Source organism: Streptomyces sp. NPDC058246 (genome assembly GCF_042881985.1).
GTDB lineage: Bacteria > Actinomycetota > Actinomycetes > Streptomycetales > Streptomycetaceae > Streptomyces.
In genome coordinates this window covers 26,020-42,519 of sequence record NZ_JBHVWZ010000015.1, presented here as the reverse complement: position 1 = coordinate 42,519, position 16,500 = coordinate 26,020, and the positions used below count along the sequence as shown (strand labels likewise).

The 16,500-nt window shown below is 73.5% G+C and carries 9 protein-coding genes and 2 pseudogenes; 4 read left to right on the top strand and 7 right to left on the bottom strand.

The window, feature by feature from the left end:
• Positions 1–137: 137 nt before the first annotated feature.
• Positions 138–2,288, bottom strand: coding sequence for a SpoIIE family protein phosphatase (locus ACFVXA_RS22285; protein ID WP_390026172.1), 2,151 nt, complete (start codon positions 2,286–2,288; stop codon positions 138–140).
• A 118-nt stretch (positions 2,289–2,406) separates the two neighbouring features.
• Here ACFVXA_RS22285 and ACFVXA_RS22280 point away from each other — a divergent pair.
• Positions 2,407–3,093 (top strand): annotated as a pseudogene (locus ACFVXA_RS22280) (LuxR C-terminal-related transcriptional regulator); the annotation flags it as partial.
• On the opposite strand, the gene ACFVXA_RS22275 reads toward ACFVXA_RS22280, so the two are convergent.
• From ACFVXA_RS22275 to lanKC, 4 genes are all read right to left on the bottom strand, one after another.
• On the bottom strand, positions 3,016–4,986 hold the full coding sequence (locus ACFVXA_RS22275; RefSeq protein WP_390026267.1) for an ATP-binding cassette domain-containing protein: 1,971 nt from the start codon (positions 4,984–4,986) through the stop codon (positions 3,016–3,018). The pseudogene ACFVXA_RS22280 and the gene ACFVXA_RS22275 sit on opposite strands and share 78 nt — an antisense overlap.
• A 2-nt stretch (positions 4,987–4,988) precedes the next feature.
• Positions 4,989–6,767, bottom strand: coding sequence for an ABC transporter ATP-binding protein (locus ACFVXA_RS22270; protein WP_390026169.1), 1,779 nt, complete (start codon positions 6,765–6,767; stop codon positions 4,989–4,991).
• A 100-nt stretch (positions 6,768–6,867) separates the two neighbouring features.
• On the bottom strand, positions 6,868–6,984 hold the full coding sequence (locus tag ACFVXA_RS22265) for a SapB/AmfS family lanthipeptide (RefSeq protein WP_028798592.1): 117 nt from the start codon (positions 6,982–6,984) through the stop codon (positions 6,868–6,870).
• 40 nt (positions 6,985–7,024) lie between these two features.
• Positions 7,025–10,114 carry a class III lanthionine synthetase LanKC gene (lanKC, locus tag ACFVXA_RS22260; protein WP_390026166.1) on the bottom strand — a complete coding sequence of 1,030 codons (3,090 nt, stop codon included), beginning with the start codon at positions 10,112–10,114 and terminating at the stop codon, positions 7,025–7,027.
• A 198-nt stretch (positions 10,115–10,312) separates the two neighbouring features.
• On the opposite strand from lanKC, the gene ACFVXA_RS22255 reads away from it, so the two are divergent.
• From ACFVXA_RS22255 to ACFVXA_RS22245, 3 genes and pseudogenes are all read left to right on the top strand, one after another.
• Positions 10,313–12,757 carry a SpoIIE family protein phosphatase gene (locus ACFVXA_RS22255; protein WP_390026265.1) on the top strand — a complete coding sequence of 815 codons (2,445 nt, stop codon included), beginning with the start codon at positions 10,313–10,315 and terminating at the stop codon, positions 12,755–12,757.
• An 87-nt stretch (positions 12,758–12,844) separates the two neighbouring features.
• Positions 12,845–13,351, top strand: coding sequence for a metallophosphoesterase (locus tag ACFVXA_RS22250; protein ID WP_362023999.1), 507 nt, complete (start codon positions 12,845–12,847; stop codon positions 13,349–13,351).
• A 33-nt stretch (positions 13,352–13,384) separates the two neighbouring features.
• A pseudogene (locus ACFVXA_RS22245) lies at positions 13,385–14,301 on the top strand (aminoglycoside phosphotransferase family protein).
• A gap of 50 nt (positions 14,302–14,351) precedes the next feature.
• Here the strand turns inward: ACFVXA_RS22245 and ACFVXA_RS22240 are convergent.
• Both ACFVXA_RS22240 and ACFVXA_RS22235 read right to left on the bottom strand, forming a co-directional pair.
• On the bottom strand, positions 14,352–15,275 hold the full coding sequence (locus ACFVXA_RS22240; RefSeq protein WP_390026164.1) for an SRPBCC domain-containing protein: 924 nt from the start codon (positions 15,273–15,275) through the stop codon (positions 14,352–14,354).
• A complete protein-coding gene (locus tag ACFVXA_RS22235; protein WP_383905466.1) occupies positions 15,259–16,416 on the bottom strand; it encodes an XdhC family protein in 1,158 nt (385 codons plus the stop codon). Before ACFVXA_RS22235 ends, ACFVXA_RS22240 begins: the two co-directional genes overlap by 17 nt.
• Between the last annotated feature and the right edge of the window lie 84 nt (positions 16,417–16,500).

The following is a 16,500-nucleotide window of genomic DNA, read 5'->3' as shown; positions in this document are numbered from 1 at the left end:
GGGCCCTGGTAAACACCCCCCCCTTACAGGTGGTCACCTGGAGCCGCTGCCCGGGCCGGGAACCCCGGGTCCGGGGGGCCCGCGTATGGGACCGCCCCCCCGGGGGGTGGGCCGGACCCTTCCGCTCCCGGTACCCCTCAGCCCCGCACCCGCAGCAGAAGCAGCGCGACATCGTCGAGCCGTTCCCGGGTCGCCGTCTCCCCGTGCTGTACGAGACTGTCGGCGAGCGCGTCCAGGGGCTGGTCGCCGGTCTCGGCGAGCCGTCGCCCCAGGTCGGCGAGGGCATCCTCGATGTCGACGCCCGGCGACTCGATCAGACCGTCGGTGTACAGGGCGAGCACGGACCCGGGGAGCAGCGATACCTCGGTCGTCGGATAGGTGGCCGAGGCGTCGATCCCGAGCAGGGGGCCACCGGCGAGGTCGAGCACACGGACGTTGCCGTCCGGCCGCCGCAGCAGGGGCGGCGGGTGCCCCGCGCGGGACATGACGGCCACCTCGCGTGCCGGGTCGAGGCGCAGATACAGACAGCTGGCGAAGAGATCGGTGCCCAGGTCGATCAACAGCCGGTTGGTGCTCCGCATCACCTCCTCCGGCGCCTGACCGACGGTCGTGTACGCCCGTACGGCGGTCCGCAGCTGACCCATCAGGCCCGCCGCCGTCACGTTGTGCCCCTGCACATCGCCGATCACCGCCACGGCCCGGCCGTGTGAGGGAACCAGGTCGTAGAAGTCCCCGCCGATCTCCATCCCTTGGGTGGCCGGCAGATAGCGCGCGGCCGCCTCGATCAAGGGAAGCGACGGCAGGGAGTGCGGCAGCAGCGCGGCCTGCAGGCCGTGCGCCAGCTGGAACTTGGCGTCGTAGAGGAGGGCACGTTCCAGCGCCTGCGCGATCAGACCGCTCAGACTCGTCAGCACGGCACGCTCGTCCGCGGGGAAGGGATGCGGTTGCGCGTACGCGAGGACGCAGGTGCCCACCGGACGCCCGGAGGCGATGAGCGGCAGATACGCCCACGCGGCCATGCCCTCGGGGGTCGTGCTCCTGGACGGGTAGAGGTGCTCCAACTGCTCACGCGACTCGAAGAAGGCGGGCACACCGGAGTTGAGCGCATGGGTTCCCGGGGTCTGGGCGCTGAGCGGCACCCCGTCGAAGCGCTCCACGATGTGCGCGTCCGGATACCCCCGGTGCCCCAGCACATGGAGGCGCCCGGCCTGTGTGCCGAGGACGACCAAGGCCTGGCTGCCGACGGCGGGCGCGATCTCGTCCGCGACCAGCTGCACCACGTCCTGCACGCCCGCCGCCGTGGTGAGCGCACTCGCCAGGCTCAGTATCTGGGAGATGGTCACCAGGCTCGGGGCGTCGTCGCCCGACCGCGGCTCGGCGCGGGTCATCTCGGACACCGCCCGGGCCCGTGAGATGCGCACACTCAACCCGTTCGTGCTGGGATACAGACGAAACGACAGCCATTCACCCGGTGGCCGCAGCGCCACGAACGAGGTCACGTGCTGGCTGAGCAGCGCCGCTCGGTAGCGGTCCTCGTACAGGGGATCGTTGAGCCAGGGCACCGACGCCCACAGCTGGGTGCCCAGCAGCCTGCTGGCCGGGACGCCGAGCAGCTCCGCCGTCGCCGCGTTGGCGTAGCTGAGCCGGCCGTGCAGATCCAGCGCGCACAGTCCGTACGGCAGCCGCGCCACCATCCGAGCGGCCTCCATCGTGCCCAAGGTGCCGGCCCCCGTAGGCGCTGCGGCCGGGGCGAGCAGGTCCGGCTCGGGGCGGACCGGACGCTGCTCCTCGGAGGCCCGTTCCAGGCGCAGCGCGAGCCGGTCGCAGGCGGCGCTGAGATGTTCGCGTTCCCGGTCGGACAGCTCCGGCGGATGCGCGCCGGGCCAGGTCACATAGACCGCGCCGTACAGCTTGTGCTGGGTCGCCAGGGGGAGCGCGGCCAGTGCGAAGGGATAGGGGAGCACCACTGCGACGCGCGGATAGCGCGCCGCCATCTGCTCCTCCCCGTTGACCCAGATCAGCCGCCTCTCCCGTGCCGCGTCGGCGACCGGGATCGGCGCACTCAGCCCCACCCGCTCCCACGGGGCGGCGAAGGCCCGGGGCAGCCCCGCCGTGACCACCATCTCCAGGACCGGTTCGCGGGGTGCCAGCAGATACACCGCGCCGGAGTGGGCGTGCACCTCGTCGAGCAGCGAGGCCAGCGTCATCGACAGCAGCGGCCGTCCGACCGGCGCGGCGGTGGCGGCCGGTGCCTGAACGTGTCCCTGCCAGTCGGCCACGCCGACCACCTCCTCGCAGGGCCGCGCGACAGCTCCCAGAGATCAAGGCTCTCTCCTGGCCGCCCTTCCCGCACGGCGAGCCCGGCCATGGACCGGGCCGACACGAGTACCCCGCGTGTGCGAAGCCATGCCCCCTAGGTCGAAGCGCGGCGCGGCGCACGGGCGCTGCCCATGCGCCCCCGCGCACCCTCTTGGCCGGTTCTTCGCGCCCAGGAACGGTCGCATGCGCCAACAATGGGCACGCGCTCAGGACCAGAGCGTCATCGAACGGTCACCTGGAGGAGCCGACGTGATCCGGGTACTACTGGTGCACGATGCGTGTCTCGTGCGAAAAGTGCTGGCGGAGTGGCTGCGCGGCACGCCTGACCTCGGGGTGTACGACACCCCGTGGCGTGGCGCGCCCGGCCGCGCCCGGTCGATCGGGCCGGACGTCTGCGCGGTGGACTTGGAGTGCGCCGACTCCTACGGCATCCCGCCGCTCGCCGAGTTGTGCGGCCGGGGCGCGGGCAGTCCGCGGCCCCGGCTTCTCGTGCTTGCCAGTGCGAACAGACCGGGGCTGCTCAGGCGAGCAGCGGAGGCCGGTGCGCTCGGGTACGTCGACAAGGAGGGCTCGCCGGACCGGCTGCTGTTCGGGATACGCCGGGTCGCCCAGGGGGAACGTTTCGTCGACGACTCGCTCGGCTTCGGATTCCTCAAGGCCGCCGAGATGCCGCTGACCCGCCGCGAGCTGAGCGTGTTATCCCTGGCCGCCGGGGGCGCCTCCGTCGCCGAGATCGCCGGCAGCCTCCATCTGTCCCACGGCACCGTGCGCAACTACATGGCGTCGATCACCCGCAAGACCGGGGCCCGCAACCGCGTCGACGCCATCCGCATCTCGCAGGGGGAGGGGTGGCTGTGAACCCACTCGCGACCAGCCGCCGATCAGGTCGCGATAGAGCGACGACCGCTCCACCAGCTCCTCGTGACCTCCGAGGTCGACGCGCTGCCCGTCCATGACCAGGACCTGCGCCGCCCGGCGCGCCGAGCTGATGCGGTGGGCGACGACCACGAGGGTGCCGCCGGGGCGTGCGGCGAAGGCGCGCTCCGCGCGCTCCTCCGCCTCCGGATCGAGGTGACAGGTCGCCTCGTCGAGCAGTGCGAGGGGGGCGGACGAGAGATACGCCCTGGTCAGCGCGATCAGCTGCCGCTCACCTGCGGACAGCGTCCCCGGATCGACCTCCGCCGCCGGGCCGCCCAGCCGGTCCAGCAGCCCGTCGAGTCCGATGGCCTCGGCGGCCGCCCACACCTCCGCCTGCGGTACCGGATCCGGCCGCAGCTGGCCCAGGTTCTCGGCGAGCGTGCCCGTGAAGACGTACGCCTCCTGCGGGATGAGCACCCGGTGCGCGGCGGCCGCGTGGCCGGGCACCGGGTGGCCGTACACCTGGATCACGCCGTTTCCCGGGCGGAGCAGCCCCGCGACGAGTCCCGCGAGCGTGGACTTGCCGATCCCACTGGGGCCCACGACGGCCAGATGGGCGCCCGGGGCGAGGCGCAGGTCGAGACCGCTGATGACCGGGAGGCTGGTGGGTCCGTAGGCGAAGGTGAGACCGGTGACGGAAAGGGCGGGGGGTGCGGGTGGCGGCGCGGCCGTGGGGGTGGTGTCGGGGGTGGGTTGCTGTGCAAGCAGTTGTACGGCGGCTCTTGAGGTGTCGGGCGGGTTCGTGACCGGTCCTCGTACGGTGGCTCTTGGCGGGTCGGGCGCGTGGTCGGTCGGCGTCGCCTCCGTCCACGCGATGCCGGTGGCGGCACTCGGCGCCGTGTCCGGTGCCAGGCGACGCAGGACCACTGCCAGCCGGGCGCCGCTCGTGCCCAGGCCGTGGACCAGGTTCTGCAAGGCGGGGAGCAGGGACTGGGTGACGTAGGCGAGGGCGCCGACCAGCGCGCCCGCGGTGACGCCGTGGTCCAGGAGCCAGGGGGCGGTCGCGAGGAGCAGGACGAGGGGGAGTTGCCCGCCGACGGCGAGGGACGCCACGCGCACGACGCCCCAACGGGCCAGCGAGCGCGCCGCCCGCAGCTCGGCGGCGATGCGTGCTCCCGCGTCGGCGGCCACCCGCTCCTCAGCGCCGCCCGCCGTGATGTCCCGCAACCCCGGGCACACGCGGCCCAGTTGGGCGGCGATGCCCTCGTCGGCGACGAGGAACGCCTCCTGCCTGCGCGCCAACGGCCGCAGCGTCGCGGCGAACAGCGCCACCCCGGCCGCCAGCGGAGGCGCGACCACCAGCAGGAGCAACGGGTCGAGCGAGCACAGCCCGATCAGGGCGCCCGCGGCGGTGAACAGGAACGAGCGCGACACCATCACCAGACCGGCGAAGGTGTCGCGGGCGATCTCCACCTGCTGGGTGAGCCCGGACAGTGCCCCGCCGTCCCCCTCTCGCACTCCGCGCGCGACCACGCGCCGCACCAGCCGGTCCCGCACCGGCTCCACCAGCGCGGCGACAGCCCCGTACACCCGCCCCGTCCCGTACGCCCCGACGGCCACGGCGAGTGCCGCGACTCCGAGCCAGCCGAGGCCGACGTCCGCCCGACCGGCCAGGAACCCCTGGTCCAGGGCCCGCGCCAGGGCGTACCCCATGAGGAAGGTCTGTCCCGTCTCCAGCACCGACCAGGCGGCCAGCGTCACGACCGCACGCCACCGGTCGGCCAGGAAGCGCAGCCCGCGCCGGCGCACCGTCACGAGCCGTCTCCGTCCTCCGCCGTACCGGCGTTCTCCGCCGTACTGCCGTCCTCCTCCGTACCGGCGCCCGCGCCGAACACAGCCCGGTACTCGGCCGTGCGCCACAGCTCCGCGTGCGGCCCGAGGGCCCGCGCCCGCCCTTCGTCCAGCCACAGCACGGCATCGGCCCGCGCCGCCGTGGACACCCGGTGGGCGACGATCAGACGGCTGCTTCCGGGGGTGGGACGAAAGAGGGTTTCGGCGATGTGGTGCTCGGTGACCGTGTCCAGACTGGACAGGGCGTCGTCGAGGATCAGCAGCCGGCCGCCGTGGGCGAATGCCCGTGCGAGACCGAGGCGTTGGGCCTCGCCGCCGGAGAGCGGGGCGCGGGTGCACGGGGTGGCGTACCCCTTGGGCAACCGGCGGACGAAGGTGTCGGCGCGGGCCGTGCGGGCGGCCGCCACGACGCGGTCGTGGGACGGCGCGGCCACACCGAAGCCGATGGTGTCCTCAATGGTGTCACCGAGCAGGGCGGGCCGCTCGAAGGCGCAGCCGATCGCGCGGCGCACCTCGCTCCGCTCCAGCTCGCGCAGCGGCACCCCGTCGAGCAGGACCTCGCCGCCGTCCGGATCGGCCAGGCGTCCCGCGAGTGCCGCGAGCAGTGACTTGCCGGAGCCCGAGCGCCCGACCACGGCGAGCGTGGTGCCGCCAGGGACGACCAGGTCTATTCCGTCGAGCACGGCGCGTCCGCCGCGCCGGACGGTCGCGCCACGCAGCTCCAACCGCCCCTGTCCGGGCGGCAGTCGGCGTGTTCCGTACGACGTCGGCGGCTCGTCCAGCAGTTCGCCGAGCCGCCGGGCCGCCGCCCGCGCGCGGACCAGCCCGGACAACTGCCCGACCAGGACGCCGACACCCGTCGCCAGCACCGCGTACCGGGAGGCCGCGAGGACATCACCGACGGACAGCCGGTGGTGCACGAGCAGGACGCCCGCGACGGACAGGACCCCGATCTGCAGGAGCGGCGCCACGGCGACCGCCTGTGCGGCGGCGCGCCCCTGGACCCGCCACATCCGGTGGCCCTCGCGGGACAGTTCGGGCAGCGGACGCAGGATCCGCGCCACCTCACGGTCGGCGGTCCCGCCGGCCGCGATCGTGCGGAACCCGCCGATCGCCTCCGCCAGCGCGCCCGCGATCCGGCCCTGCGCGTCCTGGTAACGCGCCACGCACCGCGAGGAGTCGCGCGCGAAGGCGCGCAGCAGCAGGGTGAGCACCGGTGCGCCGCCGAGGAACACGGCCGTCAGCCAGGGGTCGACGAGTCCGAGCGCCACGACCGCGCCGACCGGCGTGGCGAGGGCGGCGAGGAGTGCGGCGACGGTGGCGGGCGCGGTGCCGGCCTGCGCGGCGTTGCCGACGAGCCGTGCCACCAGTTCGCCCGGCCCGAACCGACGGACGGCGCGCGGCCCGACGGCCAGCAGATGGCCGACCAGCCGTCGTCTGAGCCATGCGGTGGCCCGGGCGTTCGTGGTCGCGCCGAGGACGCTCTCGCAGGCGTCGAGCACCGCCAGCAGCAGGACGAGGGCGGTGCACACCAGCACCCAGCGGGTGGCGCGCGCCCCACCGGTATCCGTCAGCAGAAGATCGAGGGCCCGGCCCAGGGCGAAGGGCAGGAGCAGGCCGGCTCCCGTCGCCGTGGTCGTCGCGAGGCACAGAGCCACGCAGCGGGAGCCGTTGTGCAAGGTGGCCGCACGCAGCAGAGCCGTTGACCGGGGTGTTCGGATGTCGGCTGGAGTGGTCACGCGGTTCCGTCCCTCGCGTCCCTGGCGTGCTGCGGGACCCCGGGCGGCCCCTCCCCGTGGAGGGGAGTGAGCCGCCCGGAGCCGTGCCTGCGCGGTGCGGTCAGAGACAGAGCAGAACGCTCGCGGCGGAGATGCAGGAGAGCAGGCTCACCGTGCTCGCACCGCCACCGCCGGTGTGCTCGTCGGACTCCATCGTCTGCAGGTCGAGAAGTGCCATCTCGTGTCCTTTCCCTATCAATTGGGGACGGGGTGTTGCGTCACGACTCCGTCGGATTGCGGAGCCGCGTTCGAGGGCCGCCGTCGAGCGGCGGCAGGAACGGCAGGTGGGCCGGGACCGCGCCGCCCAGGGCCGCGCCGAGCGCGAGCAGGCACCCTGCCGTTCCGGTGCCCAGGTCCATGGAGAGGCGCATCATCTGGTGCCCGGGGAAGGCCAGTTGGCCCTGGTAGGCCATCGCGAACCAGCCGAGCCCCGCGACTTGTCCGGCGAGCCGCTCCCCGGTGGCGCCCGGCGCGTGGGTCCTGCTGAGGTGCAGGATCATCCCGGCGCGTCCCTGAAAGAGCCCGGGCTGCGCGTAGAAGCGCGAGGTCGCGGCGGTGAGGATGGCGGAGCGGGCCTGCTCGAACTCCGCGACTTCGGCGCGGTCGTGAGCGCCGGCGGTGGCGCGTGTGGCGTCCGCCCGCTCGGACTCGGGGATCCCGGCCGGGCCGCGAGCGGCGACAGCGGGGTGTGTCCCCTCAGGCTCGCCGATTCCGCTGCCCGCGCGGGTGACGGCGCCACCTGCGAGCGCCAGATGGTCGTCGAGGACCATCCCCAGCCCGACGCTGCCGTCACCGAGATACGGGAGCGTGCGCCAGCCCTCGTCGACCTCCAGGCCTCCGCCCTTCTGGACGACACAGCACGCGAGGTCCCGGCGCAGTGCTTCGGCGGCCGCGTCGAGGAGGCCGGGGGCGCCGTTGGACTCGTACTGGCGGAGCAGGAAGAGCGCGGGGCCGCTCGCGCCGCGCAGCAGGCCGGCACGCCGGCGAGGAGCGCCGGGGCCTGGAGTGGCCGGGCGCGGTTCGGCGAGCCGGGCGACGAGCAGGTGGGCGGCCTCGGCGGCGCGCTCGGCCAGTTCCGCCTCGCCGGTCGCCCACGCCAGGTGCCCGAGGGTCAGACCGAGCCCGGCGAGACCGCCGTGGAGGTCGGACGAGAGCTTCCGCCACTTCTCCTTGAGGATCCCGTCGACCAGGTCGAGCGCCCGCTGCCGGTATCCGAGCTCTTCGAGGACACAGGCGACGCCCGCGAGCCCGTCGTAGAGGCCAAGTGGTGTGCCGACCGGTACCGGATCGGTGTGTTCGAGGAGCCAGCGCTCGCCCTCCTCGTAGCGTTCGGCGCCGGTCGCCGCCAGCGCGTACAGCACGCCCGCGGCCCCGTGCGCGAGTCCGAGCCCGCCGCCGTCGGAGAACTGGGCGATGTCGCCCGGGAAGAGCCGGTCGTCGCGCTCCGGTGTGGCCGAAGCGAGGATCGCCCCGACCATCGAGTCGCGGCTGCGGGGCCAGTCCCCGGGGTCGGGGAGCGAGGAGACCGACCCACGAGGCAGGGACAGGACGGACGCCTGTGCCGGGGACGGGACCGACGCCTGTGGCTTGGACGGGTCCGACGTCTGTGCCGGGGACGGGGCCGACGCCTGAAGCAGGGACGGGTCCGATCCCCGTGGCCTGGACGGATCCGACGCCTGTGCCGGGGGCGGGACCGACGCCTGAGGCAGGGACGGGTCCGACGCCTGAGGCACGGAGGAGACCGACCCCTGAGGCACGGAGGAGACCGACCCCTGAGGCACGGAGGCGACCGACCCCCGAAGGTGAGCGGCGGGCGGGGGCGCGCCCGTCTCTCCCCGCTCGGGGGTCGGCGGACGCCGGCCGGCACCGTCGCCCGTGATCTCGGCGACCGCCTCGGCCAGGAACTCCCCGGGCACGTCCGGGAACTGCCCGGCGATGACCTCGGCCAGATGGGCGGCCTTCCCACGGTCCACCACGAAGAGCGTGGTGACCGGCATGAACAGCGCGAGCCGCAGACACGCCAGCGCGTACCGGTCGACGGCGGGCCCCGTCCGGTCCGGCGGGGCGAAGAAGCCCGGATGGGCGACCACTTGGCGGCCGTTCTCCTCGATCGGTGCCGCCGCCTCGAAGTCGAGCAGGGACACCGACTCGCCGTCGGGCCCGACCATGATGTTGAAGACGTGCAGGTCGTTGAAGACGATCCCGCGTCCGTGCACCGCCTCGACGGCCCTCTCGACCGCACGGTGGACGCGCAGCGCCCAGGCGGTGTACGAGGCGACCGCGGCCGGGTCCGGTTCGGGGGTGAGCAGGGGATGCCGCTCGGCGAAGAAGGAGTTGAGGGGCCGCCCCTCCAGGAAGTCCATGACGAGGAAGCGGTGGTCACCGAGCGTGAACCAGTCCCGTACCTCCGGCACCACGCCCAGCCCCGACACCCGCTCCAGCGCGTACTTCTCGCGCTCGAGACGGGCGATCGCGTCCGCGCCGTCCGCCGCGAGCCCCGCGTGCGGACGCCCCTCCTTGAGGACGACCTTGCGCCCGTCACGGGTGTCCGTGCCGGCGTACACCCCGCCGCCGTTGGAGAAGTGCAGGGCCTTCTCGATGCGGTACGGCAGCTCGCCGACCGTCGTCGCGGCCCGTGCCGCGAGCTGCGGCTCCAGGAACGAGGGAAGCGTCACCCACTCCGGCACCTGGAAGGAGGGCTGCCGCCGGTCCGGCACCAGATTCCCCGCGCCGTCCCGCACGGCCGGGACGAGCGAGCCCCGCTCGTCGACCACGAAGGCACGCGCGAAGGCGCCGTACCGGACGTACAACGGACCCTCGTTCCAGCGCAGGTCGGTGAGGATGTACGGCCCCTCGAAGCCGGCCAGCAGCTCGCCCAGCTCCCGCAGCACCAGCTGGAGCTGGTCCTCGCCGGCCGGATAGATCGTGACGAACTTCCCGCTGGTGTCGCGGGCCGCGTACTTGGTGTTCCGTAAGTGCAGCAGATGCGGGCCCGGCACGAACTTGAACGGGATCAGCCGGGGCACGCAGTAGTCCCACACGATCTCGGCGATCTTCTCCGCGTTCTCCCGGGTGGCCGAGGCGTGGATCTTCCAGCCCTGGGCGGGCCCGGACCACGGGCTGCCGTCGCGGTCGACCGGCGTCAGCGTCAGCCAGTCACCGATCCGCGCCGCGCGCCAGCCCTCGGGCACCTCGCGCAGCGCCGTCCCGTATGCGGGCGGTGCGCTCCGATCGCTTCCGGAGAGCCGGTCCGGCGTCTCGTAGAAGTGTCTGTCGGCCAGCGCGTAGACCTCGTACCGCTTGTCCATGCCATGTCCCCCTCGGCCCTGTGCCACCGAGACTTCCAGCCCGCCAGAGGCACGGACAGTCACGCCTGTCACGAGATCACCGTGCGAAACGCATGAATAAAGATCTGTTCGATTACTTTCGAACGATCGTGCTGCGCCGCAGGCCCGACAGGCCCAGAACGGTCACAGGGGCTGCGCAAGCGCTCCGGAAGCGCTGTAATTGCGGACGTGGTCGGTAAGGGCGCTGCGGAACGCGGAACGAGAACGCTGCGTGCCGAACTTGCCCTCAAGACGCTCGCCACCGACCTGGACCCGCGCGAGCGACTGCGCCGCGTCCTCGAACAGGCACTCGTCTTCAGTGGCGCCACCCTCGCCGCGGTGTACGCACCGAGCGAGAACGGCGACGTACTGCACCTGGCCGAGTCCGCCGGGCTGCCGAGGAAGCTGTACGGGCTGCGTGACAGCTATCCGCTCTCCGGCGGGTCCCCCGCAGCGGACGCCCACCGCTCGGGCCGGCCGCTCTGGCTCGGCCCGGAGGAACTCAGCCGCTGCGCCGACGCCCGTCGGCTGCCGTCCCAGGACTTCTTTCTCGCCGTGCTGCCGCTGCGGGACGGCGGCTGCCTGGCCTCGGTCAGCGAGAACCCGGACGGCTTCGGCTCCGCGGACCGGGAGTGCCTCGCCCTGCTCGCCGAAGCCGTCGTCTGCCCGCCGCGGGCCGAGACGGAGGACACCGACGACCTGCCCGGCAGCTCCTTCAGCCTCGCGATGGACACCGGGCACGTCGAGGTCGGCGACGAGATGCTGGAGCTGTTCGGTCTCGACCCGGACGACTTCGACGGCAAGGTGGAGACGCTGCTGTCGATGACCGTGCCGGAGGACCTGCCGTCGCTGATGTCCACGGTGGAGCCGGACCACATGTCCGTCGACGAGCGCGAGCTGGAGTTCCGGATCCTGGGGCCCACCGGCGGGCAGCGGTGGCTGCGGCTGCGCGCCCGCCTGCTCCCCGGCGGCGAAGGCAGGCCCGCACGGCTCGTGGGCACGGTCTCCGACGCCTCGAAGCTGCGCTCCGGAGTCAACGACGTGGCCCGCGTCCAGCGGCTCGCCAGCGCCCTCGCCACCGCGGGAACCGTCCGCGACGTGGGCCGCGCCGTGGTCGCCGCCCTCCGCCAGCCCCTCCAGGCCGACCGGATCGCCCTCGCCGAACTCGAGGGCGACCGTCTCGTCGTCACCGTCCTCGACCCGCCCGAGCCCGAGGCCTGGCCCGAGCTGTGGCGCACCGAGTGGCGCTCTGAATGGCCCGACGCCCCCGTCCGGGCCATGCCGACGCTCGCCGCCGCCCTCAGCGAGGGGCGCTCCGCCATCTGGCCCGCCGGCGCACCCCTGGAACCCGCGCTCGCCGAGGTCGGCCCCGGCGGCCTCGCCGTCCTGCCGCTGGCCGCCGGCGTCCGGATGGCCGGCGCCTGTCTGATCGGCTGGGACGCCCCGCACGAGTTCGGCCCCGAGGAACGCGCCCTGCTCACCGCCGCCGCGGGCCTCACCGGGCAGGCCCTGGTGCGCGCCCACGCCTTCGACGCCGAGCACGAACTCATCGGCATGCTCCAGCGCTCCCTGCTTCCGCGCCGGCTGCCCCGGCTGCCCGGCGCGGTAGCGGTCGCCCGCTATCTGCCGACCACGTCCGGTCTGGAGGTCGGCGGCGACTGGTACGACGTGATCCCGCTGCCCGAGAACCACGTCGCCCTCGTCATCGGCGACGTCCAGGGACACAACGCCTCGGCCGCGACCCTCATGGGCCAGATGCGCACGGCCCTGCGCGCGTACGCCATCGAAGGGCATCCCCCGGACGTGGTGGTCTCGCACGCCAACCGTCTCCTGATGGACCTGGAGACCGACCTCTTCGTCACCTGCTGCTACGTCGACATCGACATGGAGGAGGGCTCCGCCTGGTACGTCCGTGCCGGACACCTGCCCCCGGTGCTGCGTCACCCGGACGGCCGTACGGAGGTCCCCGATTCGGAAGGCGGTCCTCCGCTGGGTGTCGTCACCCAGGCGGACTTCCCCATGAGCCCCCTGCGCCTCCAGCCCGGCACCATCGTGGCCCTGACCACGGACGGCCTCGTCGAGTCCGTCGAGGTCGACATCGAGGACGGCCTGAACCGGCTCGCCTCCGAGCTGGCCGCCTCCGACCCCGCCCACCTCGGACTCGTGGCCGACGGGCTGCTCACGAGCGCCAACCGCAGCGACGACGTGGCCCTCCTCCTGATGCGCTACGACGGCCTGGCCACCCGCCCGCTCCGCGAGAGCTGGACCGTCTGGCGCGTCCCCGAGGCGGTCCGGCACGCCCGCCGCTTCACCCGGCGCACCCTGCGCACCTGGGGCGTGAGCGACGACGGCATGGACGCCGTACTCCTCGTCGTCTCCGAACTCGTCACCAACGCCCTCGTACACACCGACGGCCAGGTCAGGCTCGACCTCACCCGGATCAACCACCGGCTGCGCATCGCGGTCGCCGACAACTCGCCGCGTACGCCGATCAAGCCCACCAGCATCGGCTGGGAGGCCACCGGCGGCCGCGGCATCCTCCTCGTCGAAGCCATGTCGGCGGCCTGGGGGACGCTGCCGGTGAGCGGCGGGAAACAGGTGTGGTGCGAGTTGGCTCTGGGGTGACTCCGGGTGGCCGTGCCGGGGACGCACGCTGCGGGACTGTAGGGGTGGTGACCCCCTGGGGACCGAGGTGAGTGACACCCTGGGGGAGTGCGTCTCCTGCTGATGTCCGACACCCACCTCCCGAAGCGGGCGAAGGAACTCCCCGCGCAGCTCCTCGCCGAACTCCCGCTCGCCGACGTCGTCATCCACGCGGGCGACTGGGTGGACACCGCCACCCTCGACCTGCTGGAGGACCGCTCCCGCCACGTCGTCGGCGTGTACGGCAACAACGACGGCCCGGATCTGCGCGCCCGCCTCCCCGAGGTGGCCCGCGCCGAACTGGGCGGCCTGCGCTTCGCGGTCGTCCACGAGACCGGCGCCGCCCAGGGCCGCGAACACCGCTGCGCCGAGCGCTTCCCCGACCTCGACGTCCTGGTCTTCGGCCACAGCCACATCCCGTGGGACACGACGACACCGACAGGCCTGCGCCTCCTCAACCCCGGCTCCCCGACCGACCGCCGCCGCGAGCCCCACTGCACATACATGACCGCGACGGTGTCGGACGGCCGGCTGACCGACGTGACACTGCACCGACTGCCGCCGCGTACCGGGTAATTGAGTGGACGGCCGGTGACCGCGCCCGGTGAGATGGACGCCGTGTCGATCGACGCCGATCTCGTACGCCGTCTGCTGGCCGCTCAGTTCCCCCGGTGGGCCGAACTTCCCCTCTCACCCGTCCCGTCGCCGGGCATGGACAACGCCACGTTCCGGCTGGGCGACGAGTTGTCCGTACGTCTGCCGCGCTACCCCCACTGGGTCGGCCAGGTCGAACGGGAGCACACCTGGCTGCCGCGCCTCGCCCCGCATCTGCCGCTGCCCGTGTCGGAACCGCTGGCGAAGGGGGCACCGGGGGAGGGGTACCCCTTCCCCTGGTCCGTCTACCGATGGCTGGAGGGCGGGACGGCCACGACCGAAGGCCTGGCCGATCCGGTCCAAGCGGCCGGCCGGCTCGCCGAGTTCATCACCGCGCTCCACAAACTCGACCCCACCGGTGGCCCCGGGCCCGAGCAGAGCAACGCGTTCCGCGGTGTGCCCATGGGAGACGAGCGGGACTCCCTGGCGGCCGACGCACGCGTCCGTCCCAAGATCGAGGCGCTCAGGGGCGTGGTCGAACCGACGCGGTGACGGAGGTATGGGAAGCGGCGCTCGCGGCGGCCGCCTGGGACGCGCCGCCGGTGTGGATCCACGGCGACCTGGCGACCGGCAATCTCCTGGCCGTCGGGGGCAGGTTGAGCGCGGTCATCGACTTCGGGACGCTCGCCGTGGGCGACCCGGCCGTCGACCTGCTGCCCGCGTGGAAGTTCCTGCCCGCCCGGGCACGCGGCGCGTTCCGTGACGCCGTCGGCCTGGACGACGCGACCTGGGCGCGGGGCCGCGGCTGGGCGCTCGCCGGGTCCCTGCCCGTCCCGGACGACCCCTTCTTCCAGGAGGACCCGGCGCGGGTGACCGTGGCGCTGCACCACCTGGAGCAGGTGATCGCCGACCACCGCGACGAGACCGGCTGAGCGGCTGAGTCTGAGCAGCGGAGCAGCTGACCGGCTGGCGGCTGGGCGGCTCAGTGGTGCCGACGGTGTCGTACGCGCAGGACGCGCCGCAGGCGCGAGAACACCAGCGTCGCCGCGGCGGCCGCGGCGAGCGCCGCCGCCAGCCGTTTGGCGACCGGACCCGCCGCCGTCCTCACCAGGTCGATCGGCTCCGCCGCCGAACGCAGCGGAAGCGTCGGCTTGTTGAGCAGCTCGGACGCTGCGGGCCGGCCCGAGTCCGCGGGCCGGCCGGAAGACTCCGCGCGTCGGCCGGACTCCTCGGCCCGTCCGGAAGATCCCGCGAGCGGGGCGGACTCTCGAGGTTCAAGCGGCCCGGATGATTCCTCGCGCCCCCCGGATTCCTCGGGCCTGCCGGAGGGCTCGGTGGGCCGGTCGGATTCTTCGGGTCGGCCGGAGGGCTCGGTGGGCCGGGCGGATTCTTCGGGTCGGCCGGAAGGCTCGGTGGGCCGGTCGGATTCTTCGGGTCGGCCGGAGGGCTCGGTGGGCCGGTCGGATTCCTTGAGGCGCTCGGACAGACAGTCCGCGAACCGTCCGACCAGCTTGTCTCCGACCTCAGCCATGACCCCGCGCCCGAACTGCGCCGGACGCCCCGTCACGGTCAGGTCGGTCCGCACCGACACCGCCGTGCCGCCGTCGCGTTCGCTGAGCGTGCCGGTGACCGTGGCGCGCGCCGTCCCCTGCCCCCGCGCTTCCCTGCCGCTCGCGACCAGCACCATCCGGTGCGCCGCTTCGTCCTGCTCCTCGAAGACGGCGGTGCCCCGGTACGTCAGCGTGATCGGGCCCACCTTCACCTTGACCGAGCCGGTGATGGTCTTGCCGTCGTAGTCCTCCACCGTCGCGCCCGGCATGCACGGGGCGACCCGCTCGATGTCGAGGAGCACCCGCCAGGCGTCCTGGACCGGGACGGGGACCGTGAACTCATGGTGCAGATCCATCTTCTCCTCCTGGCGCGTCCGGATGCCTCGGATGAATCGCCCCGCCCGTCGCCGTCAGCGGCGCCCCGCTGCCGCCCCACCGCAGGGCGACGATCTCGGCGGCGACGGACACGGCCACCTCCTCGGGCGTACGCGCCCCGAGGTCGAGCCCGACGGGGGAGCGCAGCCGGGACAGTTCGTGGTCCGTCACACCGGCGTCGACCAGCCGTTTCATCCGGTCGTCGTGCGTACGGCGGCTGCCCATCGCCCCGATGTACGCGGCCGGGCGGCGCAGTGCCTCCTCCAGCAGGGGCACGTCGAACTTCGGGTCGTGGGTCAGGACGCAGATCACCGTCCGCGTGTCCGTGGCCGTACCGTTCAGATAGCGGTGCGGCCAGTCGACGACGACCTCCACGCCCTCCGGGAACCGTTTCGGTGTGGCGAAGACGGGGCGGGCGTCGCACACCGTGACCCGGTAGCCGAGGAAGGCACCGATGCGGGCCACCGCGGCCGCGTAGTCGATCGCGCCGAAGACCAGCATGCGGGGCGGGGGCGCGAAGGAGTTGAGGAAGACGCCGACGGCGTCCTCGCGGCGCTCGCCGTGCGGACCGTAGTGCCGCCGGATCGTGGCGCCCTGCGCCAGTTCGCCGCGCGCATCGGCGGTGACGGCGACATCCAGCCCCGTCGACCCGAGGCTGCCCGACACCCCACCCAAGGGCCCCGACTCCTCGTCCGGCCACACGGCGAGCGTGGCCCCGAGCGGCGCCGGTCCGCCGATCACGGTCGCCACGGTCACCGGTCGGCCCGCGGCCACCGACTCGGCCACCGCCCCGAAGACCGGGTCGTCGGCGGGGGACACCCGGCGCACCAGCAGGGTGATCTCGCCGCCGCAGGTGAGCCCGACGGCGAACGCGTCCTCGTCGCTGTACCCGAAGGTCTCCAGCCGTGCCGTGCCGGACTCCACCACCTCTTGGGCCAGCTCGAAGACCGCGCCCTCGACGCAGCCACCGGAGACACTGCCCACAGCCTCGCCGCCGGGGCCCACGGCCATGGCCGCGCCCGGGTCGCGGGGCGCGCTGCGGCTGACCGCGACCACCGTGGCCAGCCCGAACGGGGTCCCCGCCGTGTACCAGGCGTTCAGCGCCGGGAGGATGTCACGCATCGCTCGCTCCCTTCACCGACGGGCGCGTCTTCCCCAAGGATCCGCTGCTCGCTCCTCAAGGGTCCACCGCTCGTGAGGCGCCTG